The organism is Mesorhizobium sp. (assembly GCF_004962245.1).
Lineage (GTDB): Bacteria > Pseudomonadota > Alphaproteobacteria > Rhizobiales > Rhizobiaceae > Mesorhizobium.
Genome location: NZ_SUHQ01000013.1, coordinates 35,690 through 56,088 on the forward strand (window position 1 = coordinate 35,690; position 20,399 = coordinate 56,088).

Consider the following 20,399-nt stretch of genomic DNA (forward strand, 5'->3'; position numbering starts at 1 on the left):
TTTGCTTCTCCGGGCAATATATTCGGCTGCGTCCTCACTACCAAACTCAGCCCACAAAGCAATCGACAGTGGCCCGGAAGGACGCTATTGCGCTTGTTTCAAACTCGGCGCATGCGAAAATGCGCAAAAATCGGAAGTGATCATGCTTGGTATCTTGAGAAGCGCGGCGGGGACCTGGGTCGCGAAGGCGCTGCTGATATTGTTGGTGTTGAGCTTCGCCGTCTGGGGCATTTCCGGGCAGCTGGTGGGTGGTTTCGCAGGCCACGATGCCGTTATCACGGCCGGAGGCACCAAAGTGTCGATCAACGAGTATCGCCTCGCCTATGATCGCCAGATCAGCGTGATGTCGCAGCAATTCGGCCAGCGCATCAGCCGCGAGCAGGCGACGGCGCTCGGCCTCGACAACCAGGTGCTGGCGCAACTTGTGTCGGGTGCGGTCCTCGACGAGCAGGCCCGCAAACTCGGGCTTGGGCTGTCCAAGGACCGGCTGGCCCAACTCACCCATGAAGACCCGGCGTTCAAAGGCCCCGGCGGCACCTTCGACAGGAGGACTTTCGAATACATACTGCAACAGGTCGGCATGCGGCCGGAAGACTATCTCAGGAATCGCGCCCAGGTGGCTGTACGTCAGCAGATCGTCGAGGCGGTTTCGGACGGACTCAAGGTTCCGGATACCTTCTTCAAGGCGGTCGCGCTCTATCGCGGCGAAGACCGCACCATCGACTATCTGATCCTGCCGAAATCGCTGGTCGAGCCGATCGAAGCGCCATCCGACAGTGCGCTTTCGGCCTATTTCGAGGAAAACAAGAAGACCTACGCGGCGCCCGAATACCGCAAATTCTCCTATGTCAAGCTCGAGCCGGAAGACATTCTGGATCTGAGCAGCGTGACCGACCAACAGGTCAGCGACGACTACAACAAGAACAAGGGGCGTTACACCACGCCGGAAATGCGCACCATCGAACAGATCGTGTTCAAGACGCCTGATGCCGCGAAGGCCGCGCTCGGTTCGCTACAGACCGGTGCGACCTTCGACAAGATCGCCGCCGCCGAGGGCAAGACGCAAGCCGACATCTTGCTCGGCACCCTGGCCCGGGACAAGATCGCGGACAAGGCGATGGCGGATGCGGCGTTTGCGCTCAACGTCAACGAAGTCAGCCCGGTCGTGCAAGGCGCCTTCGGTTCGGTGCTGCTGCGCGTCACCGACATCAAGCCCGAAGTGGTGAGGCCGCTGGCCGAGGTGTCCGCCGAGATCCGCAAAGACCTGGCGCTGGGCGAAGCAAGCCGCATTCTGCTGGACGTGCATGACAACTACGAAGATATCCGCGCTTCGGGCAGCACGCTGACGCAAGCCGCCGAAAAACTGAAGCTGAAGGTCGTCACCATCGACGCGATCGATCGCACCGGCCAGAGGCCGGACGGCACCATCGTCAAGGACCTGCCGGAATCGCCGGAACTCATCAAGGCGGCGTTCGAGGCCGAACCCGGCACCGAGAATCCCGACCTCACCACCGCCAACAGCGGCTTCGTGTTCTACGAGGTGGATTCGATCACGCCGGCCCGCGACCGCACGCTGGATGAAGTCCGCCAGAAGGTAGTGGCCGACTGGACGGCGGCGGAAACGACCAAGCGGCTCGCCGCAAAAGCGGACGAACTCGAAAAACGTCTCGAGGCCGGCACCACGCTCGATGTGATCGCGAGCGAGCTCAAGCTCGAGAAGCAGACCAAGCGCGGCGTCAAGCGCGAGGCGGACGACGTCGATTTCGGCAAAGAAGGAGCCGCGGCGATGTTCGGCGAAGGTGAAGGCGGGACCGGGCTGATCCCCTCGCCCACCGGCGACGGACAGATTCTGTTCAAGATCGCCGAAGTCTTCGAGCCTGCCGGAGCCGACGCCAGCTCGGTGCCGGACGACGCGCAGAAGTCCTTTACCTCCGGCATGTCCGACGACCTGCTCGGCCAGTTGGTGGCTCAGTTGCAGACGCAATACGACGTTCGCATCGATCAGACCGCCATTACCCAAGCCCTGACCAGATGAGCGCGCTCAAGCCCCATATCGCCAAGGTCGCCGCCGGCACCGCCCTTTCCTTCGAGGAGGCGCGCGAAGCCTTCGACATCATCATGTCGGGCGACGCGACACCCGGCCAGATCGGCGGCTTCCTGATGGCGCTGCGCGTGCGCGGCGAGACGGTGAGCGAGATTTCCGGCGCCGTCGCCACCATGCGCGCCAAGATGCTGCGTGTCGACGCGCCCGCTGGCGCCATCGACATCGTCGGCACCGGCGGCGACAATTCGCACAGTGTCAACATCTCGACCGCATCCGCCTTCGTCATCGCCGCCTGCGGCGTGCCGGTGGCCAAGCACGGCAATCGCGGACTGTCCTCGCAGACCGGCGCCGCCGACGTGCTGACCGCGCTCGGCGTCAAGATCGATATCCCGCCGGAAACGATCGCCCGCTGCATCCACGACACAGGCGTCGGCTTCATGTTCGCACCAGCGCATCATCCGGCGATGAAGCATGTCGGCCCGACGCGGATCGAACTCGGCACCCGCACCATCTTCAACCTGCTCGGCCCGCTCTCCAATCCGGCCGGTGTCGTCAGGCAAATGGTCGGCGTGTTCTTGCCGGAATGGATCATGCCGGTGGCCGAGACGCTGAAGGCACTGGGCGCCGAACATGCCTGGGTCGCCCACGGCGACGGCTATGACGAAATCACCACCACCGGCGAGACTGAGGTGGCAGAGCTGGTCGGCGGCGAGATCCGCAGCTTTACGCTAACCCCGGAAGCGGTCGGGCTGAAGCGTCATACCAAGGAGGAGTTGCGCGGCGGCGACGCTGCCTACAACGCCCAGGCGCTGCGCGACATGCTGGGCGGCGCTGCCGGCGCCTATCGCGACACAGTGCTGATGAACGCCGGCGCCGGACTGGTGGTGGCGGGCAAGGCGACGACGCTTGCCGACGGCGTGGCGACGGCGGCGCAAGCCATCGACAGCGGCCGCGCGCTGAAGGTGCTCGACCGGCTGGTCGAGATTTCGAACGGATAGAGCCGTGTCTGATATCCTGCGCAAGATCGAAGCCTACAAGCGCGACGAGATCGCGGCGGCGAAGGCGCGCGTGCCGCTTGCTGAGATCAAGGCGCGGGCGAAAGACGCCGATGCGCCGCGCGGCTTTCTCTCGGCCCTTGAAGCCAAGCGCAAATCCGGCAGTTTCGCGCTGATCGCCGAGATCAAGAAGGCGAGCCCATCCAAGGGCCTGATCCGCGCCGATTTCGATCCGCCGGCACTGGCCAAGGCCTATGCGGAAGGTGGTGCCGTCTGCCTTTCGGTGCTGACCGACGCGCCCTCCTTCCAGGGTGCGCCTGAATTCCTCACCAATGCGCGCAGCGCCGTGACATTGCCAGCTTTGCGCAAGGATTTTCTGTTCGAGCCCTATCAGGTGTTCGAAGCCCGTGCGTGGGGCGCGGACGCCATCCTGATCATCATGGCGAGCGTGGATGACGCCGTGGCCAGGGAACTCGAAGCGACGGCTTTCGATCTCGGCATGGACGCGCTGGTCGAGGTGCATGACCAGGCCGAGACGGAACGCGCGCTGAAACTGTCGTCGCGGCTGATCGGCATCAACAACCGCAACCTCCGGACATTCGAAACCAGCCTCGAGACCTCGGAGCGGCTGGCGGCGATGGTGCCGGCCGATCGCCTGCTGGTCAGCGAGAGCGGTATTTTCTCGCATGACGACTGCCGCAAGCTGGAAAAAAGCGGCATCGGGACCTTTCTCGTCGGCGAGAGCCTGATGCGGCAACAGGACGTGGCCGCGGCTACGCGCCTGCTTTTGACGGGCAAGGCGCCAGCCCGAAAATCGGAATCGATTTTCGGAGAGCATGATGCATAGATTCAAAGCGTTAGAGCATACTTTGTACGTCCAATTGGACGTACGTCGCTCTACGGTTGTCTGACGATGGCGGCCTCTCTCACCCATCTTGGCGCACAGGGTGAAGCCAATATGGTCGATGTCGGTGACAAGGCGGAGACGACGCGCACGGCAGTCGCCGAGGGCTTTGTCTCGATGCTGCCAGAGACGCTCAAAATGATCCTCGACGGCGATGCCAAGAAGGGCGACGTGCTGGGTACGGCGCGCATAGCCGGCATCATGGCGGCCAAGAGGGCGCACGAGCTGATCCCGCTCTGCCATCCACTGCTGTTGACCAAGATATCCGTCGAGATCGAACCGGATGCGACGCTGCCCGGCCTGAGGGTCACGGCACTGGCCCGCGTCACCGGCAAGACCGGCGTCGAGATGGAGGCGCTGACCGCCGTCTCTGTCGCTTGCCTGACCGTCTACGATATGGCCAAGGCGGTCGACCGGGCGATGGTGATCTCCGGCATCAGGCTGGTGGAAAAGACCGGCGGCAAATCCGGTGACTACAAGGTGGGCGCCCAAGGAGCAGGCAAATAATGGCGCTGCTTCCGGTCTCCGAAGCGCTCGAGCGCCTGCTTGAAGGTGCTGCGCCCTCGCAATCCGAAAGCGTCGCCCTGATAGACGCCGCCGGCCGTGTGCTGGCGGAGCCGCTCATGGCGCTCCGCACCCAGCCGCCCTTCAACGCGTCCGCCATGGACGGCTATGCCGCGCGGGCCGCGGATGTCGCGTCCGTACCCGCAAGACTTTCGGTGATCGGCATGGCGCCGGCCGGTCGCGGCTTCGCCGGGACGGTCGGTGAGAAGCAAGCCGTGCGCATCTTCACCGGCGCGCCGCTTCCCGCAGGCGCTGACACCATCGTCATCCAGGAGAATGTCCGCGACCTTGGCGGCGGCAGCATCGAAGTGACCGCGTCGACGGTTGAAGGCCGCAACATCCGCCGCCTCGGGCTCGATTTCTCGAAGGGCGACGTTCTGCTGGAGAAAGGCCGCCTGCTCGATCCGGTGGCCTTGTCACTAGCGGCGTCGGCCAACCATCCGCAGGTCAGCGTGGTGAAACGGCCGCTGGTCGCCATCATCGCTACCGGCGACGAATTGCTGCCGCCGGGCAGCGACCTTGGCCCCGACCAGATCATCTCGTCCAATGCCTATGGCGTCGCCGCCGCGGCCCGCTCGGTCGGCGCGCGTGCGCTCGATCTCGGCATCGCCGCAGACCGCAAGGAGGCGATCGCCGCGCTGGTGAAAAGAGCGATCGACGCAGGAGCCGACGTCATCGTCACGCTGGGCGGCGCCTCGGTCGGCGACCACGACCTCATCCATGACGTGCTGACCGGCGAAGGCATGACGCTCGATTTCTGGAAGGTCGCCATGCGGCCCGGCAAGCCGCTGATGTTCGGGCGGCTGGGCGACATCCGTTGCATCGGCCTGCCCGGCAATCCGGTGGCGAGCCTGGTCTGCACGCAGCTCTTTCTGAAGCCGCTGCTTGCGCAGCTCGGTGGCCGCGCCTACCGGCAGGACATGCGTCAGGCGCGGCTTGGCGCCGCCATGCCGGCCAACGATCTCAGGCAGGACTATGTACGCGCCGTGGTAAAGGAAGAGGCCGGCACGCTTAAGGCGACGCCGTTCGGCATCCAGGATTCCTCGATGCTCAGAGTGCTGGCCGACGCCAACGGGCTGATCGTGCGCGAGCCATTCGCTCCCCCAGCCGCGACAGGCGCCGCCTGCAGCGTGCTGATGCTACGCTGAACAAAACGTCAACACATTCATTAAACTTTAAACGGTTGCAGAACACAACTGGAACAGATAGTGTTTGTTCTGGGTTTGTTTTTCTGATTCTGTCGGGGGTCGCGATGCTGACACGCAAACAACATGAACTGCTGATGTTCATCCACGAACGGCTGAAGGAAAGCGGCATTCCGCCCTCGTTCGACGAGATGAAGGAAGCGCTAGACCTCGCCTCCAAATCGGGAATCCATCGGCTGATCACAGCGCTGGAGGAGCGCGGCTTCATTCGCCGCCTGCCCAACCGCGCCCGCGCACTGGAGGTGCTGCGCCTGCCCGATTCGATCGCGCCCGGCCTCAATGCGGCGCGCAAATTCTCGCCAAGCGTCATTCAAGGCAGCCTTGGGCAGGGCAACCTCGGACGACAGATCAAACCGGCGCCTTCACGCATGCCTGCGGCCGGAAATGACGACGACGTCGTTGCCACCGTATCCATCCCGGTGATGGGCCGCATCGCTGCCGGCGTGCCGATCGATGCCATCCAGCACCAGACGCATTCGATCTCGGTGCCGCCGGACATGATCATGGGCGGCGAGCATTATGCTTTGGAGGTCAAGGGCGATTCGATGATCGAGGCCGGCATTTTCGACGGCGACACGGTCATCATCCGCAACGCCGACACCGCGAACCCGGGCGAGATCATCGTGGCATTGGTCGACGAGGAGGAAGCGACGCTGAAGAGGTTCCGTCGCAAAGGCGCCTCGATCGCCTTGGAAGCCGCCAATCCGGCCTATGAGACGCGCATCTTCGGGCCGGACCGGGTCAAGGTACAAGGCAAGCTTGTCGGATTAATCCGGCGTTACTGAGCGGCGGCTTTTTTGGGTTTCTCGGCCTTACGGTATGGCGGCAGGCCCCTCGCCTCTCGAGAAAACTTTCGCTGCGCATGCCAGGGCCGGTACGGTTCTTCGACGGCGAAACGAATTTTTGCGCGCGTCGTCGCCGATTGCGGATCGAAGAAGACGGCGGCACTGCCCATGCGAGCGAGTTGCCGTTTGGTCACGACGAGGACCAGCGGATTGCGGCAGGGATCGTAATAGGCTGTAGCATCGTCGATGACGATCAGATCCGCAAAGGCACAGGCTGGCCGCGCGGTTTTGCGGTCGTCGGCGAGCGCGACGATCGCGCCGGATGGATGCCGGGCGAGGCACAGACCGGCAGTGCAGTAGAAAGGCGCGCCCAGCGGCAGGTCTGCCGGATCGGTGATGTCGAACTGCATATCCGTTTTGGCGAATGTCTCCGGCACGATGATCGTCTCGGCCTTCAGGGCGTGTTTCCAGTTGTCGATGGTAAATTCGTTCGGACGCGCCCGGTTGACGGCAAGCTCACCGCTGCCGATCGGCAGAGCGACCAGCCGCGCATTCTCCGAGATCAGCACGTCGGGCGTGGGTGTGTCGGAAATCGTCAGCAGGGCGGCAAGGGCGAAAGGAAGCGCCGCGAGCCGCAGCCAGGTCGTCGCCATGGTAGCGATGACAAGGGCGATCGTCGCCAGCAGGACCGACTGCATCGAAATCAGCCCGACCGCGTCGATGGGCGAGCGCTCCGAGATCCATCCGGACAGGACGATCATCGCTGTCAGCCCCTTGCCCATCACATAGAGGAAAGGCCCGTCGGCACCGAACGGCATCGCCAGGGCGCTGAGCACGGCGAAAGGCATGACCACCAGCGAGACGATCGGCATGATCGCCAGATTGGCGAACAGGCTGAGTGGCGAGACCCGCTGGAAATGCAATATGGCAAAAAGCGCCGTAGCGCTTCCCGCGATGATGGAGGTCATGGCCAGGCCGCCCATCGCCACCAGGAATTTTCGTGTGACGAAGCCAAGTGGCGATCGTCGCGGCGGTGGCGCGATGGCCCTGCCTGCGCGGTAGTCGGACCAGCCGGCATAGGCGCCGACGAGGGCAGCGGTCGCGGCGAAGGACATCTGAAAACTCGGTCCGACAACCTCATGCGGCGACACGACGATGACGGCAATCGCCGAGATCGCCAGATTGCGCATGGTGAGCGCCGCCCGGTCGAACAGCACTGCGATCAGCATCACCGCCAGCATGATGAAGCTGCGCTCGGCCGCGACCACGACGCCCGAAATGATGAGATAGGCCGCAATCGAAAAAAGCGCGGCCGCGGCCGCATACTTCTTGACCGGCCGTCGCGAGGAGAAATGGGGAAACAGCGCGAAAGCGCCGCGCAGCAGCGCCATGACCGTGCCGGCGACCAGTGCCATGTGCAGGCCGGAGATGGAGATGATGTGATAGATGCCGGTGCGCCGCATCGCCTCGTTGATCTCTTCGGGAATGCCGGCGCGCACGCCGACGATCAGCGCGGCGGCGATCTCGCCCTCGGCGCCGCCGATGCTGCCGCGAATATGGTCGGCGATGGTTTCGCGGGCATTTTCGATCGCTGAGGAAAGGCGCGCGGCAAGCGGTGCACCATTTGGCGACGCGCCATCCGGGGGAACAATTTTTGGAGTGCCAAGGAAAAAGCCGCTGGCGCCGATGCCGGCGAAATAGCTGTCGAAGGAGTAATCATAGCCGTCCGGCCGCACCGGACCGGTTGGTGGCAACAGCCTGACATAGCCGGTCACTTTCGATCCGGCGGTCGTGCCCGGCGGTATTTTCAGCGCCGATGCGCGGACCCGCTTCGGCATATAGCGCAGCGTTGGCCGGGCGGTCGAGATCACATCGATGGTCAGCCGGATGCGACCGTTTGCCATCCGGTCGAGGCTGACGACGCGGCCGGTCAGCCGCGTAGGGATTTCCGAGCCGAGCATCTGCGTTCCCGCGCGCCAGGTCTCGACCTTGGCGGCGAGCACGCCGAGCGCACACAGCAGCGTCACCACGAAGCACAGATGCGTTTTGCGCCATGAGCGCGAGACGGCCGCACACAATGCCGTGAGGACCACGACGGCGATGGGTTGCGAAAAGTCAGGTTCGCTCGCCAATGAAAAATAGAAGATCACCCCGCATGCCAGGAAAACCGGCACCAGCAGGAAGGCAACGCCACGGTCGATCTCCATGTCGGCTGCCAAGGCCACGCTGTTGCGGATACCGGACGGCGAGAGATGGCGAAGGTGCCCGCGCAGGCGAAAGGCAGGGCCGATCTTCAGGCTCGGGACCGTTGCAGGCCCCTCCGGCGGCAAGGGCCTGACATCGAGGCGTGGCAGCGAATCCGGCGCCGGTATGACAGGCACCGATGCGGCAAACAGCGACCGTTCGCTGACGCTGCTAACCGCGTCGTCGCTCTCGTCCGTACCGCGGCCTGGTCCAGCCATCGGGTCTGCCCCTTGCGCCCTTGACCTCCTATGCTACATGAACGCGCGACGCGCGAAAGTCCGCGCTACCACATCCGTTTCCTGCGCTTGCCTGAGAGTTCCATGTCCGACAAGGTCGTCACCCGTTTTGCCCCCTCGCCCACCGGCTTCCTGCATATTGGCGGGGCGCGCACGGCGCTGTTCAACTGGCTGTATGCGAAACACACTGGCGGCACGATGCTGCTGCGCATCGAGGACACCGATCGCGAGCGCTCGACCGATGCGGCAACCGCCGCCATTCTCGATGGGCTCTCCTGGCTCGGCCTCACCTGGGACGGCGAGCCGGTATCGCAGTTCGAGCGCGCGCCGCGCCACCGCGCGGTCGCCGAGGAGCTGGTGCGCCTCGGCAAGGCCTATTACTGCTATGCGACGCCGGCCGAGCTGGAGGCAATGCGCGAGAGCGCACGGGCCAAGGGCCTGCCGCCCCGCTATGACGGCCGCTGGCGCGACCGCGACCCGTCGGAGGCGCCGGCCGGCGCCAAGGGTGCCATCCGCATCAAGGCGCCGACCGACGGCGAGACGGTGGTGCATGACCGCGTGCAGGGCGAGGTGCGCTTCCCCAACAAGGATCTCGACGATTTCATCATCCTGCGCTCGGACGGCAATCCGACCTATATGCATGCCGTCGTCGTCGACGACCATGACATGGGCATCACCCACATCATCCGCGGCGACGACCATCTGACCAACGCCGCCCGCCAGACGGTGATCTATCGGGCCATGGGCTGGGAGGTGCCGTCGATGTCGCATATCCCGCTGATCCATGGTGCCGACGGTGCCAAACTGTCGAAGCGGCATGGCGCCCTCGGCGTCGAAGCCTATCGGGCCATGGGCTACCTGCCCGAGGCACTGCTCAACTACCTGGCGCGGCTCGGCTGGAGCCACGGCGACGACGAGATAATGTCGATCGCCGATATGATTGCGTGGTTCGACATCGGCGACGTCAACAAGGGCGCCGCCCGCTTCGACTTCGCCAAGCTCGAGGCGCTGAACGGCGTGCACATGCGCCGGATGAACGACGCCGAATTGCTCGATATCTTCATCGCCACCTTGCCCTATCTCGAAAGCGGACAGGCGATCGCCGCGCGGCTCGACGACAAGAGCAAGGCGCAGTTGCTTGCCGCCCTGCCCGGCTTGAAGGAGCGCGCCAAGACGCTGGTCGAGCTGGCCGACGGTGCCGCCTTCCTGTTCGCCCAGCGGCCGCTGCCGATCGACGAGAAGGCGGCGGCGCTGCTCGGCGGTGAAGCGCGTGATATCCTGCGGGGCGCCCACGCGGCGCTGAAGGCGGTTTCAGGCGACTGGACAGCCGCTGCGGCGGAGGCTGCGATCCGCGAATATGCGCTGGCAGGCGACCGGAAACTCGGCGCCGTGGCCCAACCTTTGCGGGCTGCGCTCACCGGTAAAAGCACCTCGCCGGGCGTGTTCGATGTGCTTGCCGTGCTTGGCCGCGAGGAAAGCCTGGCGCGCATCGCCGATCAAATCGATTAGGAGAACTGGCCCAAGAAGATTGGCATTGAAAGGCGGCTTTCGCAGTGCAACATTAGGTTCTGGCCCAATTTGGCACGCAGATCCAATTGCGGGCGCAAACACGAGCATTCCGATGCTCTCGACGTGTTGCGTTGCGGATATTTCGCCTTTGCCGGCATGAAGAAACAAAAAGGAGTTTGCAATGTCCGAAGCTGCGACAAGACTGGAATTTGGCGGCAAAACCCACGCGTCGACTGCAAAACTGGAACTCGGTGATAAAACTCACGAATTCAAGGTGCGAAGCGGCTCGGTCGGACCTGATGTCATCGACATCGGCTCGCTTTACAGCACCACCGGGGCCTTCACCTACGATCCCGGCTTCACGTCGACAGCAAGCTGCGAGTCGGAAATCACCTTCATCGATGGCGATGCCGGCATCCTTTTGCATCGCGGCTATCCAATCGACCAGTTGGCCGAGCATGGCGACTTCCTCGAAGTCTGCTATCTCTTGCTCTACGGCGAATTGCCGACCAAGGCGCAAAAGGACGATTTCGACTACCGGGTGACGCGCCACACCATGGTGCATGAGCAGATGTCGCGCTTCTTCACCGGCTTTCGCCGCGACGCGCACCCGATGGCGGTGATGTGCGGCGTGGTCGGCGCGCTGTCGGCCTTCTATCACGATTCCACCGACATCTCGGACCCGTATCAGCGCATGGTCGCATCGATGCGGCTGATCGCCAAGATGCCGACGATCGCGGCGATGGCCTACAAATATCATATCGGCCAGCCCTTCATTTACCCGAAGAACGAGCTGAATTTCGCGGCCAACTTCCTGCATATGTGCTTTGCCGTGCCGTGCGAGGAATACAAGATCAACCCGGTGCTGGCGCGTGCGATGGAGCGTATCTTCATCCTGCACGCCGATCACGAACAGAACGCCTCGACCTCGACCGTCCGCCTCGCCGGCTCGTCGGGCGCCAATCCGTTTGCCTGCATCGCCGCCGGCATCGCTTGCCTGTGGGGCCCGGCCCATGGTGGCGCCAACGAGGCGGCCTTGAACATGCTGGGCGAGATCGGCCATGTCGACCACATCCCGGAATTCGTCGCCCGCGCCAAGGACAAGAACGATCCGTTCCGGCTGATGGGCTTTGGCCACCGCGTCTACAAGAACTACGATCCGCGCGCCAAGATCATGCAGAAGACCGCGCATGAGGTTTTGGGCGAACTCGGCATCAAGGACGATCCGCTGCTCGACATCGCCATGGAACTGGAAAAGATCGCGCTGACCGACTCCTATTTCATCGAGAAGAAGCTTTATCCGAACGTCGATTTCTATTCCGGCATCACGCTAAAGGCGCTGGGCTTCCCCACCACCATGTTCACCGTGCTGTTCGCGGTCGCCCGCACCGTCGGCTGGATTGCGCAGTGGAAAGAGATGATCGAAGATCCGCACCAGAAGATCGGCCGCCCGCGCCAGCTCTATACAGGCGCGCCGGAACGCGACTACGTGCCGATTGCGAAGCGGTGAACTTGAGCGAATAGGGATAGCAAGTCGCGAACGTCGAGCGGTGCTCCGCTATTCACTATTCGCCCTTTTGATGCACCCCATCACGACCCTCGCAGCGATGTCGCCGGAAGGTCTGTCGGTGGCCATGCGTCTGGCCACCTCGGCAAAACCGTCCTTCTGCCATGCGCGATAGGGGGAATCGGAAAACAGCGCCTCCAACTGCCGCGCCAGATAGTGCGGCCGCACATATTCGTTGTAGCTTTCCGGCACGACCGGGCGGTCGGCGATAAGATTGGGCAAAGCGGCGCTCCATACGGTGATCAGGCTCTGGGCCATCCGCATGACCGGATCGAAGCGGTAGCAGGAGACCATCGGCACACCCGACAGCGCCAGTTCCAGCGACACCGTTCCCGACGCGATCAGCGCTGCATCGGCCTTGCCGAAAGCCTGCCATTTGCGTTCGGGATCAAGGATGATCTCGGGCTTCTCGTCCCAGCTTGCCACCGAAGCCCTGACCAGGTCGGCAACATGTGGCACCGTCGGCAACAGCAGGCGCAAGCGGTGCCCGCGCGCGCGCAGGATGGAGACCGTCTTGCCAAACGGGTCGACCAGCCGTCGCACCTCGCCGCGACGCGAGCCGGGCAGCACAAGCAGTGTCTTTACGCGATCCTCGGACAGGTCGCGCGGCGAGCTTTGCGCCTTTGCAGCGCCGAGCACGCCCGGATCATGCGTAAGGCGATGACCGACATAAGTGCCGGGCGGACCATCGAGGCGAGCGAGTTCCTTCACCTCGAAAGGCAGGATACAAAGGATATGGTCGACATATGGCTTCATCGCCACCGCCCTGCCCGGCCGCCATGCCCAGACGCTCGGGCAGACATAGTGGACGATCGGGATTGCCGGATCGGCGGCACGCACCTTCTTCGCCACCCGCAGCGAAAAATCCGGGCTGTCGATGGTGATGAGGCAGTCAGGCTTTTCCCCGGCGACCGCGCTGGCCGTCTGGCTGATCCGCCGCATCAGGCGCGGCAGGTCGCGCAGGATGGCGCTCAACCCCGTCAGCGCGATCTCACCGCCGTCGAAGAGCGGCGTGAGGCCGAGCGCCTGCAAATGGCGGCCGCCGATGCCGACGAGCCTGACCTCGCGGCTGGTCGCGCGCTTGAGCGCCTCCACGATGTCGGCGCCAAGTAGGTCGCCGGACTCCTCGCCGGCCACGATGGCGATCTTCAGCGGTCTCTCATTTGCCATGCGCCGGCTCCGCAGCAGGCAGGCCGACCACGAACAGGCCGAGCGCATTGGCGCGGGCGACGACGGTGGGGCCTTCCAGAATTAGCGAGCGCCCGGCTTCGACGGCAATGCCGGCAAGTCCGGCGGCATGCGCCGCCTCTACCGTCTGCGGCCCGATGGAAGGCAGATCGGCGCGCAACTCCTGGCCGGGCTTGGCGCATTTGACCAGGACGCCGCGCGTTCTACCGGCCAGCCTGCCATGACCGCGCAACTGCCTTGTCCGCTCGAGCAATCCGTCGGTTCCCTCGACGCCTTCCAGCGCGATGGCGCGGCCACCGACCGCAACAGCCGCCTGGCCGATATCCAGCGCGCCGATGGCCTTTGCCGCCGCATGCGCCGCGTCGATGTCGCGCCAGTCGGATTTTCGCGGCGCCGCCTTGGTCAGTACCCCCTCGGCCGCGACCAGTTCCGGCACGATCTCATGGGCGCCGACGACCTTGATGCCGCTGCGCTCGATCCTTCGCACGAACAGTTTCAGCACGGTGTCGTCGCCTTGAGTTACACCGACAAGAAGGCTGGGCACCCAGGCGAGTAGGCCGAGATTAAGGCGCATGGCGCTCAGCCTAGGGCGGCGTGTGATATGGCCCGCGGTCACCAGATGGGTAACATGGTGTTTTTTGAGCGTCGGCAGCAGTGAGCCGACATCCTCCAGCCTCAAGGTCACCTGCTCATAGTCGTCAAAATCGGATATGCGGTCGACCTCGCCCGCCGTCATTACGACGAAGGGAGACTTGCCTTGCCTAGCAAGCGCCCTGGCAATTTCGACCGGCAGACTGCCGCCGCCGGCAATAATGCCGACCCTGGCGTCTGGCGCGAGATCAAGGCCTGTCCGGGTGGCCTCAGTCCTCGTCATCTGCATCGTCGCCGTCGCCAGCCTTGAGCGACGGGACGGCGTAGTGCCGCTTGCCGCGACTGGCGATGAAATCGATGATTTTCATAGCGGTCGGCGACGAGGCGAATTCCGCCTTGGCGAACTCGATGTTCTCGCCGACGGTTCGGGAGCGATCGAAAATCGTCCTGTAGGCCTTGCGCAGCATATGGATCTCGGAGCGCGGCAGCCCGGCGCGCTTCAGGCCGATGATGTTGAGGCCGCGAAGGCTGGCGCGATTGCCGACCGCGATGGCGTAGGGAATGACATCGCCGACGATTGCCGAGCAACCACCGAGAAAGGCGTTGTCGCCGACGCGGACAAATTGATGAACAGCACTGAGGCCGCCGATATAGACGTTGTCGCCGATCTCGCAATGGCCGCCCAGCGTCGCCTGATTGGCGAAGGTGGCATTCTTGCCGACGACGCAGTCATGGGCGATGTGGGCGTAGGCAAGGAAGTTGCCGTTATCGCCGATCGTCGTCTCGCCGCGGCTGGAATCGGTGCCGAGATGCATGGTCACACCTTCGCGGATCGTGCAATTCTCACCGATGACCAGCGTAGTGCGGCCGCCCTTGTGCTTGGTGTTCTGTGGCGGCCCGCCCAGTGTCGCCATCGGATAGACCTTGGTCGCCGCACCGATGGTGGTCGCACCCAGCACCGAGACGTGGCTGACCAGTTCGACGCGGTCGCCAATCACCGCGTCGGCACTGATGTGGCAGAACGGCCCGATGCGGACGCCTGCGCCGATTTTAGCGCCTGTCTCGACGACCGACGATGGGTGGATGACTGTCTGGATTTTCATAAGCATTTCGATCGTCAGGCGCTCGCCACCATCATCGCCGAGATATCCGCTTCCGCGGCTTTGACGCCGTCGACCAGAGCCTCGCAGGCGAATTTGAGAAGGTTGCCGCGTTTCTTGATTTTCTTGACATGGATTTTCAACTGGTCGCCCGGAACGACCGGTTTACGGAACTTGGCGTTGTCGATGGTCAGGAAATAGACCAGCGACGGTTTTTCAGTGCCAAGGCTGCGGATGCAGATGGCGCCGGCCGTCTGCGCCATCGCCTCGACGATCAGCACGCCGGGCATGACCGGCTGATCCGGGAAATGACCCTGAAAATGCGGCTCGTTTATGGTCACGTTCTTGATGCCGATAGCGGACTCGTCGCCATCGATATCGATGATGCGATCGATCATCAGGAACGGGTAGCGGTGCGGCAGGAGCTTCATCAGCCCCAATATGTCGACCGCTTCGAGCGTTGTCGCCGCCATCAGCTATTTCCCCCATCGCTCGATTTCCGCGCCCTGGCCAGTCTTCGCAGAGCCGCGATCTCCCGCATGGCTTCCGCCATCGGCTGTGCCGGATACCCTCCCCAGATCTCGCCTGCGGGGACGTTGCTCATGAATCCACTTCTTGCGGCAAGCTTGGCCCCTGTCCCGATGGTCAGATGATCGGCAAGGCCGACACCGCCACCCATGGTGACGTTGTCGCCCACCGTTACGGAACCGGAAATACCCGAAAGGCCGGCGATTATGCAATTGCGGCCGATGCGGACGTTATGGGCGATCTGCACCAGATTGTCGATCTTGGTGCCTTGACCGATGATCGTGTCGGACATGGCGCCACGATCGACCGTGGTGTTCGAGCCGATCTCGACATCGTCCTGGATAATGACCCGGCCGATTTGCGGAACGCGTTCCGGACCCTTGGCGCCGGCCACGAAGCCAAAACCGTCCTGACCGATGCGGGCGCCGCCATGGACGATGACGCGGTTGCCAATCAGCGCGTACTGGATGCTGGCGCCCGGGCCGACATAGCCGTCGCGGCCGAACTGACAGGATGGACCGATAACGGCATGAGGAGCAATGACGGTTCCGCTGCCGACAGAAGCGCGGGGACCGATAACCGCGCCCGCCTCAATGATTGCGCCGGCCTCGATATGCGCCGACGGATCGATATGCGCATGCGGCGAGACGCCGGTTTCACCGGTCAGCGGCGCCGGTGTCGCAGCCGCCGGGAAAAGCAGGCGTCCGACCATCGCGAAGGCCTGTTGCGGGCGCGGATGGATCAGAACGGCAATGCCCGCCGGGGCCTTGCCGGCAAATTCGGCGGGGCAGAGAACCGCCGCCGCGCGCAGCGATTGCATCAGCGCGAAGTTGCGTCTGCCATCGACGAAGACAAGCGCATGCTCGCCGCCTTCGCTTGCCGGCGCCAAGGCTTCGATCGATATTTCGGACTGGCCGGAATCGACAAGCACCGAACCGGTCAGATTCGCGACTTCGCCTGCCGTATACCGGCGTGATGGCGCGAAGAACACCGGATCGGTCATTCCAGAAGCTATATCCAGCTAGGTCGGATCACTCTCTTCCGGACCCCATCGGCCCGGAAGCATCGATGTCCGCCAATCAGAAGCGGGTCGATATGCCGAAGTTGAATTCCTGCACGTCGTCGGTGTCTTCCTTGAGGACCGGGACAGCGTAGTCGATGCGGATCGGGCCAAAGGGCGACGCCCACATCAGACCGACACCGACCGAAGCGCGCCACTGCATGTCTACCGTCGACTGATCGACCAGTGAAGCATCGACCTTGCTGCCATAGAGCGTCGCCGCGTCGGCGAACACCGCGCCGCGAAGGCCGAAACTCTCCGGAATGACCGGCATCGGGAATTGGGCTTCCGCCGAGGCGTTGAAATAGGTGGTGCCGCCGAGATGGTCGTCAAAGCCCTCCGAGTCGACGGGGCCAATGCCGCCATAGGCGAAGCCGCGGATCATGCGGTCGTTGCTCTGGAAATGATCAAAAACGCGCAGGTCGCCACTGCCATAGCCTTGGACATGGCCGGCCCCGCCCGAAATCAGACCCACCAGATCGAGCTGTTCCGACAATGTCTGGTAGACGCTACCACGCGCGGTCACCTTGATGAATTTGGCATCGCCGCCGAGGCCGGCGAATTCCGTGGTCACATTGGCATAGATGCCTTCATGCGGGTTCTTCATGTCGTCGATGGTGTTGTAGACCAGACCTAGACTGACCGACGACTTGAGCCATGGGCTCTCGTCAACACCCTGTCGGATCGCTAGGGAGACGTCGCATTTGAGGGGATCGTAAACCCCTCCAGTCAAGCAACCATCGTCGAGCTTATACTTCTCCTGCGAGATATTATACGCCAGCTGCGTCGAGATGTTGTCGGTGATCGGCAGGCCGAAGCGCACCGTCGCGCCTGTCGTCTCGCTCTCGTATTCGTCGTAGTCCCTGGTCCGGTGGAAGACATCGAAACCGGCGGCAATACGGCGCCCGAGGAAATAGGGTTCAGTGAAGGAGAAGGCGTAGTCGCGCGAATTCTTGCCGCCGCCCGCCGATAGCCTGATGAACTGGCCGCGCCCGAGGAAGTTGCGCTCGGTGATCGACCCTTCGACGGACGGGCCAGCCGTGTCGCCGCCCGTCGAATAGCCGGCACCGACCGAGAACTCGCCGGTCGATTTCTCGACCACGTCGACCACAAGCACGACTTGGTCCGGCTCGGAGCCGGGCACGGTGGAAACCTCGACTTTTTCAAAATAATCGAGCGCTTCCAGCCGCTTCTTCGCGCGCTGGATGAGGACCTGGTTGAAGGCATCGCCTTCACTCACGTCGAATTCGCGGCGAATGACATAGTCACGTGTCCGGTCGTTGCCACGAATCTCGATGCGCTCGACATAGGCCTTGGTGCCCTGGTCGATCGTATAGACAACCGAAATGGTGTGGTTCTCGAAATTGCGGTCGCCGCGCGGCGTCACCTGGGCGAAGGCATAGCCGGAACCGGCGACCTTCTCGGTCAGCGCGATGATAGTGTCCTCGACGTTCTTGGCGTTATAGACATCGCCCTTATGGGTCTCGACCACCGACTGCAGCGATGCACCGTCGACCTCTGGAATCGTGCTCTCGACGCTGACGTCGCCGAATGTGTAGCGGTCACCCTCCTGCACGGTGATGGTCACCGTGTATTTGTTGGTGGCCTCGTCGAGTTCGCCGACCGCGGAAATCACCTGGAAATCGGCATAGCCGTGATTGTAGTAGAAACGGCGCAGCAGTTCCTGGTCGGCGCTCAGCTTGTCTTCGTCATAGACGTCGTCGCGCAGAACGAACGAAAGGATGGACGAGCGCTTGGTGGAGATGACGTCGGACAGGCGGCGGCTCGAATAGGCGCTGTTACCAACGAAATTGATCGCGGCGATCTGGGTGCGGCCACCTTCGTTGATGTTGAAGACCACGTTCACGCGGTTGTCGCCGAGGTCCATGATCTGGGTGGTCACGGCGGCGTCGTCGCGGCCGATACGCCTGTAAGCGGCCTTGACCGCCTCGACATCGGCATCGAGCGCCTGCTGCGAGAACGTTCCGCGCGGCTTCAGCTGGACCGCGGCTGCAAGGGCGTTGTCCTTGAGCTTCTTGTTGCCCTGGAACAGCACCTGGTTGACGACCTGATATTCGGAAACCTTGATGACCAGCGTCGAACCGACCTGGTTGATCTGGACGTCCGAGAACAGTCCGGTGCCGAACAGCGCCTTGACCGCATCGTCGACATCGGAGCTGGAAAAGGCCTTGCCGGGCTTGATCGTGACATAGTTGCGGATCGTATCGGCGTCGACACGCTGATTGCCGCTGACCTCAACCCTTGAAACAACAGCGGCCTCGGCCGCAGATGTGGCAACGAATTGTACTGCGAGCGCGCCTGGCACGACCAGGGCGGCGGACAGGGCCACCGCGGACGCGGCGCTCAGAAACTTGGATGTTGCCTTCATCGGGCTTTTGTACCTTTTCTCGAAGTCCCCACGGCGAGAAAACCGGACGTGCGGTAATTTCCCCTACCGTATTAACCGGATTTTCCCTACACGCAAGGCTCCTGGTTAATTTGTATTTACTTAACTCTGTTGCGTGGCTTTCGCGTCACGCATATCCCCACGCATGGTAAACGGCGTCTCAACGCTGGGTGTGTCGAAGCCAAATTTCTTCATGATTTCAGCACCCAAACAGATCGTTCCAGAAAACAAACCCCATGAAGCCCAAGACGAGAAGCAGGCCGGCTCTATAGCCCATCTCCATCATCCGTTCCGACACCGGTCGCCGAATGACGGCCTCCACGCCGTAGAACAGGAGATGGCCGCCGTCGAGGGGGGGAATCGGCAAAAGGTTGAGAATACCGATCCCGACCGACAGCAAGGCAACGAGCTGCACAAGCCACTCGAAGCCCAGCTTTGCCGCCTGCCCCGACATCTTTGCGATCTTGATTGGGCCGCCCAGCTGGCATTTGTCTTCGCGACCGACGACGAAACGCCGCAGGAAGTGACCGGTGCGCTGAATGATGTATCCCGTCTCCTCGACCGCCGCCCCAACCGCTCCGACCGGGCTATAAGTGATCAGCCTGGGTTGACCGAATTCCTGGTTGTTGACGACGCCGATCACGGCCACCTTGACCTTGTTGCCCAGCCCATCTTGCTGCTCCATCAGCTCCGGCGCCGCAGTAACGGTGACTTCCTTACCGTCGCGAAGCATGACGAAAGTGATGGTATCCCCGCCGCGGCCCGAAACCAGGCGCTGGACGTCGGAGAAGGTCTGGACCTTGCTGCCGTCGACGCTGACGAATCGGTCGCCGGGCAGGATGCCGGCCCTGGCCGCAGGACTGCCGGCGGTGACTTCAGCCACCATTGGCTCCATGACGGGTCGGCCGTAGGCGGAAAACAGCACCGCAAAGACGGCGATCGTCAGCAGGAAGTTGAACAGCGGGCCGGCCACCACGGTCGCCGCGCGCTTCCAGACCGGCTGCGTGTGAAAAGCAACCTTACGCTCGGCGTCGGTCAGCTTTTCGATCTCCTCCGAGTTAGGCTGGCTCGAGGTGGCATTCATGTCGCCAACGAATTTGACGTAACCGCCGAGCGGTATGGCGCAGAGTTTCCAGCGCGTGCCGTGGCTGTCATTGAAGCCGAAGAGTTCCGGCCCGAAGCCGATCGAAAAGACTTTCACGCCGATGCCGCACCAGCGGCCGACGAGGTAATGGCCCATCTCGTGGACGAACACCACCACGGTCAGCACGAATAGGAAAGGCACCAGTGTGCCGAGCAAAAAGCCCTCCGTGCTGAAAACCGATTGAAGAATCCCGTTCAATTCATGCCCTCAAATTCATTCGCAGCATGTTCTTCCGCAACCAGTTTTCCGCAGCAATGATTGTGCCGCGACTGTGACATCAATCCAGGCGAATCCATGGCGCATCCCGCGCCAACCCAAGAAACAATGC

At 62.9% G+C, this 20,399-nt stretch carries 16 protein-coding genes; 8 read left to right on the forward strand and 8 right to left on the reverse strand.

Annotation, left to right across the window (positions count from 1 at the left end):
- Positions 1–142: 142 nt before the first annotated feature.
- From E5X88_RS15365 to lexA, 6 genes are all read left to right on the forward strand, one after another.
- The gene (locus tag E5X88_RS15365; protein WP_292162614.1) at positions 143–2,035 is read left to right on the forward strand and encodes a SurA N-terminal domain-containing protein; all 1,893 of its coding nucleotides are present in this window, start codon (positions 143–145) and stop codon (positions 2,033–2,035) included.
- Positions 2,032–3,042: an anthranilate phosphoribosyltransferase gene (gene trpD, locus E5X88_RS15370; RefSeq protein ID WP_292162616.1), complete on the forward strand. Its 1,011-nt coding sequence runs from the start codon at positions 2,032–2,034 to the stop codon at positions 3,040–3,042. The genes E5X88_RS15365 and trpD overlap by 4 nt, the downstream gene beginning before the upstream one ends.
- A 4-nt stretch (positions 3,043–3,046) precedes the next feature.
- Complete coding sequence (gene trpC, locus E5X88_RS15375; protein WP_292162617.1) at positions 3,047–3,886, forward strand: indole-3-glycerol phosphate synthase TrpC; 840 nt, start codon at positions 3,047–3,049, stop codon at positions 3,884–3,886.
- A 66-nt stretch (positions 3,887–3,952) separates the two neighbouring features.
- Positions 3,953–4,450 carry a cyclic pyranopterin monophosphate synthase MoaC gene (gene moaC / locus E5X88_RS15380; RefSeq protein WP_292162618.1) on the forward strand — a complete coding sequence of 166 codons (498 nt, stop codon included), beginning with the start codon at positions 3,953–3,955 and terminating at the stop codon, positions 4,448–4,450.
- A complete protein-coding gene (gene glp, locus E5X88_RS15385) occupies positions 4,450–5,655 on the forward strand; it encodes a gephyrin-like molybdotransferase Glp (protein WP_292162619.1) in 1,206 nt (401 codons plus the stop codon). The genes moaC and glp overlap by 1 nt, the downstream gene beginning before the upstream one ends.
- A 104-nt stretch (positions 5,656–5,759) precedes the next feature.
- Positions 5,760–6,497, forward strand: coding sequence for a transcriptional repressor LexA (gene lexA / locus E5X88_RS15390; RefSeq protein ID WP_292162620.1), 738 nt, complete (start codon positions 5,760–5,762; stop codon positions 6,495–6,497).
- Here the strand turns inward: lexA and E5X88_RS15395 are convergent.
- Entirely contained in the window at positions 6,491–8,959 is a 2,469-nt protein-coding gene (locus E5X88_RS15395; protein ID WP_292162622.1) for a ComEC/Rec2 family competence protein, read from the reverse strand. The two genes, lexA and E5X88_RS15395, sit on opposite strands and share 7 nt — an antisense overlap.
- Positions 8,960–9,061: 102 nt before the next feature.
- On the opposite strand from E5X88_RS15395, the gene gltX reads away from it, so the two are divergent.
- On the forward strand, positions 9,062–10,486 hold the full coding sequence (gene gltX, locus E5X88_RS15400; RefSeq protein ID WP_292162624.1) for a glutamate--tRNA ligase: 1,425 nt from the start codon (positions 9,062–9,064) through the stop codon (positions 10,484–10,486).
- Positions 10,487–10,667: 181 nt separating this feature from the next.
- Positions 10,668–11,996 (forward strand): citrate synthase, encoded by a 1,329-nt coding sequence (gene gltA, locus E5X88_RS15405; protein ID WP_292162627.1) that lies wholly within the window; start codon positions 10,668–10,670, stop codon positions 11,994–11,996.
- Between the two features lie 48 nt (positions 11,997–12,044).
- Here the strand turns inward: gltA and lpxB are convergent, their stop codons facing one another.
- The 7 genes from lpxB to rseP form a co-directional block, all read right to left on the reverse strand.
- Complete coding sequence (lpxB, locus tag E5X88_RS15410) at positions 12,045–13,223, reverse strand: lipid-A-disaccharide synthase (RefSeq protein WP_292162629.1); 1,179 nt, start codon at positions 13,221–13,223, stop codon at positions 12,045–12,047.
- On the reverse strand, positions 13,213–14,115 hold the full coding sequence (lpxI, locus tag E5X88_RS15415) for a UDP-2,3-diacylglucosamine diphosphatase LpxI (protein ID WP_292162631.1): 903 nt from the start codon (positions 14,113–14,115) through the stop codon (positions 13,213–13,215). Before lpxI ends, lpxB begins: the two co-directional genes overlap by 11 nt.
- Positions 14,102–14,935: an acyl-ACP--UDP-N-acetylglucosamine O-acyltransferase gene (gene lpxA, locus E5X88_RS15420; protein ID WP_292162633.1), complete on the reverse strand. Its 834-nt coding sequence runs from the start codon at positions 14,933–14,935 to the stop codon at positions 14,102–14,104. Before lpxA ends, lpxI begins: the two co-directional genes overlap by 14 nt.
- A gap of 14 nt (positions 14,936–14,949) precedes the next feature.
- Positions 14,950–15,405, reverse strand: coding sequence for a 3-hydroxyacyl-ACP dehydratase FabZ (gene fabZ / locus E5X88_RS15425; RefSeq protein WP_292162635.1), 456 nt, complete (start codon positions 15,403–15,405; stop codon positions 14,950–14,952).
- Entirely contained in the window at positions 15,405–16,463 is a 1,059-nt protein-coding gene (lpxD, locus tag E5X88_RS15430; RefSeq protein ID WP_292162637.1) for a UDP-3-O-(3-hydroxymyristoyl)glucosamine N-acyltransferase, read from the reverse strand. The genes fabZ and lpxD overlap by 1 nt, the downstream gene beginning before the upstream one ends.
- 76 nt (positions 16,464–16,539) lie before the next feature.
- Positions 16,540–18,909: an outer membrane protein assembly factor BamA gene (bamA, locus tag E5X88_RS15435; RefSeq protein ID WP_292162639.1), complete on the reverse strand. Its 2,370-nt coding sequence runs from the start codon at positions 18,907–18,909 to the stop codon at positions 16,540–16,542.
- 217 nt (positions 18,910–19,126) lie between these two features.
- On the reverse strand, positions 19,127–20,269 hold the full coding sequence (gene rseP, locus E5X88_RS15440; RefSeq protein WP_292162646.1) for an RIP metalloprotease RseP: 1,143 nt from the start codon (positions 20,267–20,269) through the stop codon (positions 19,127–19,129).
- Positions 20,270–20,399: the final 130 nt, after the last annotated feature.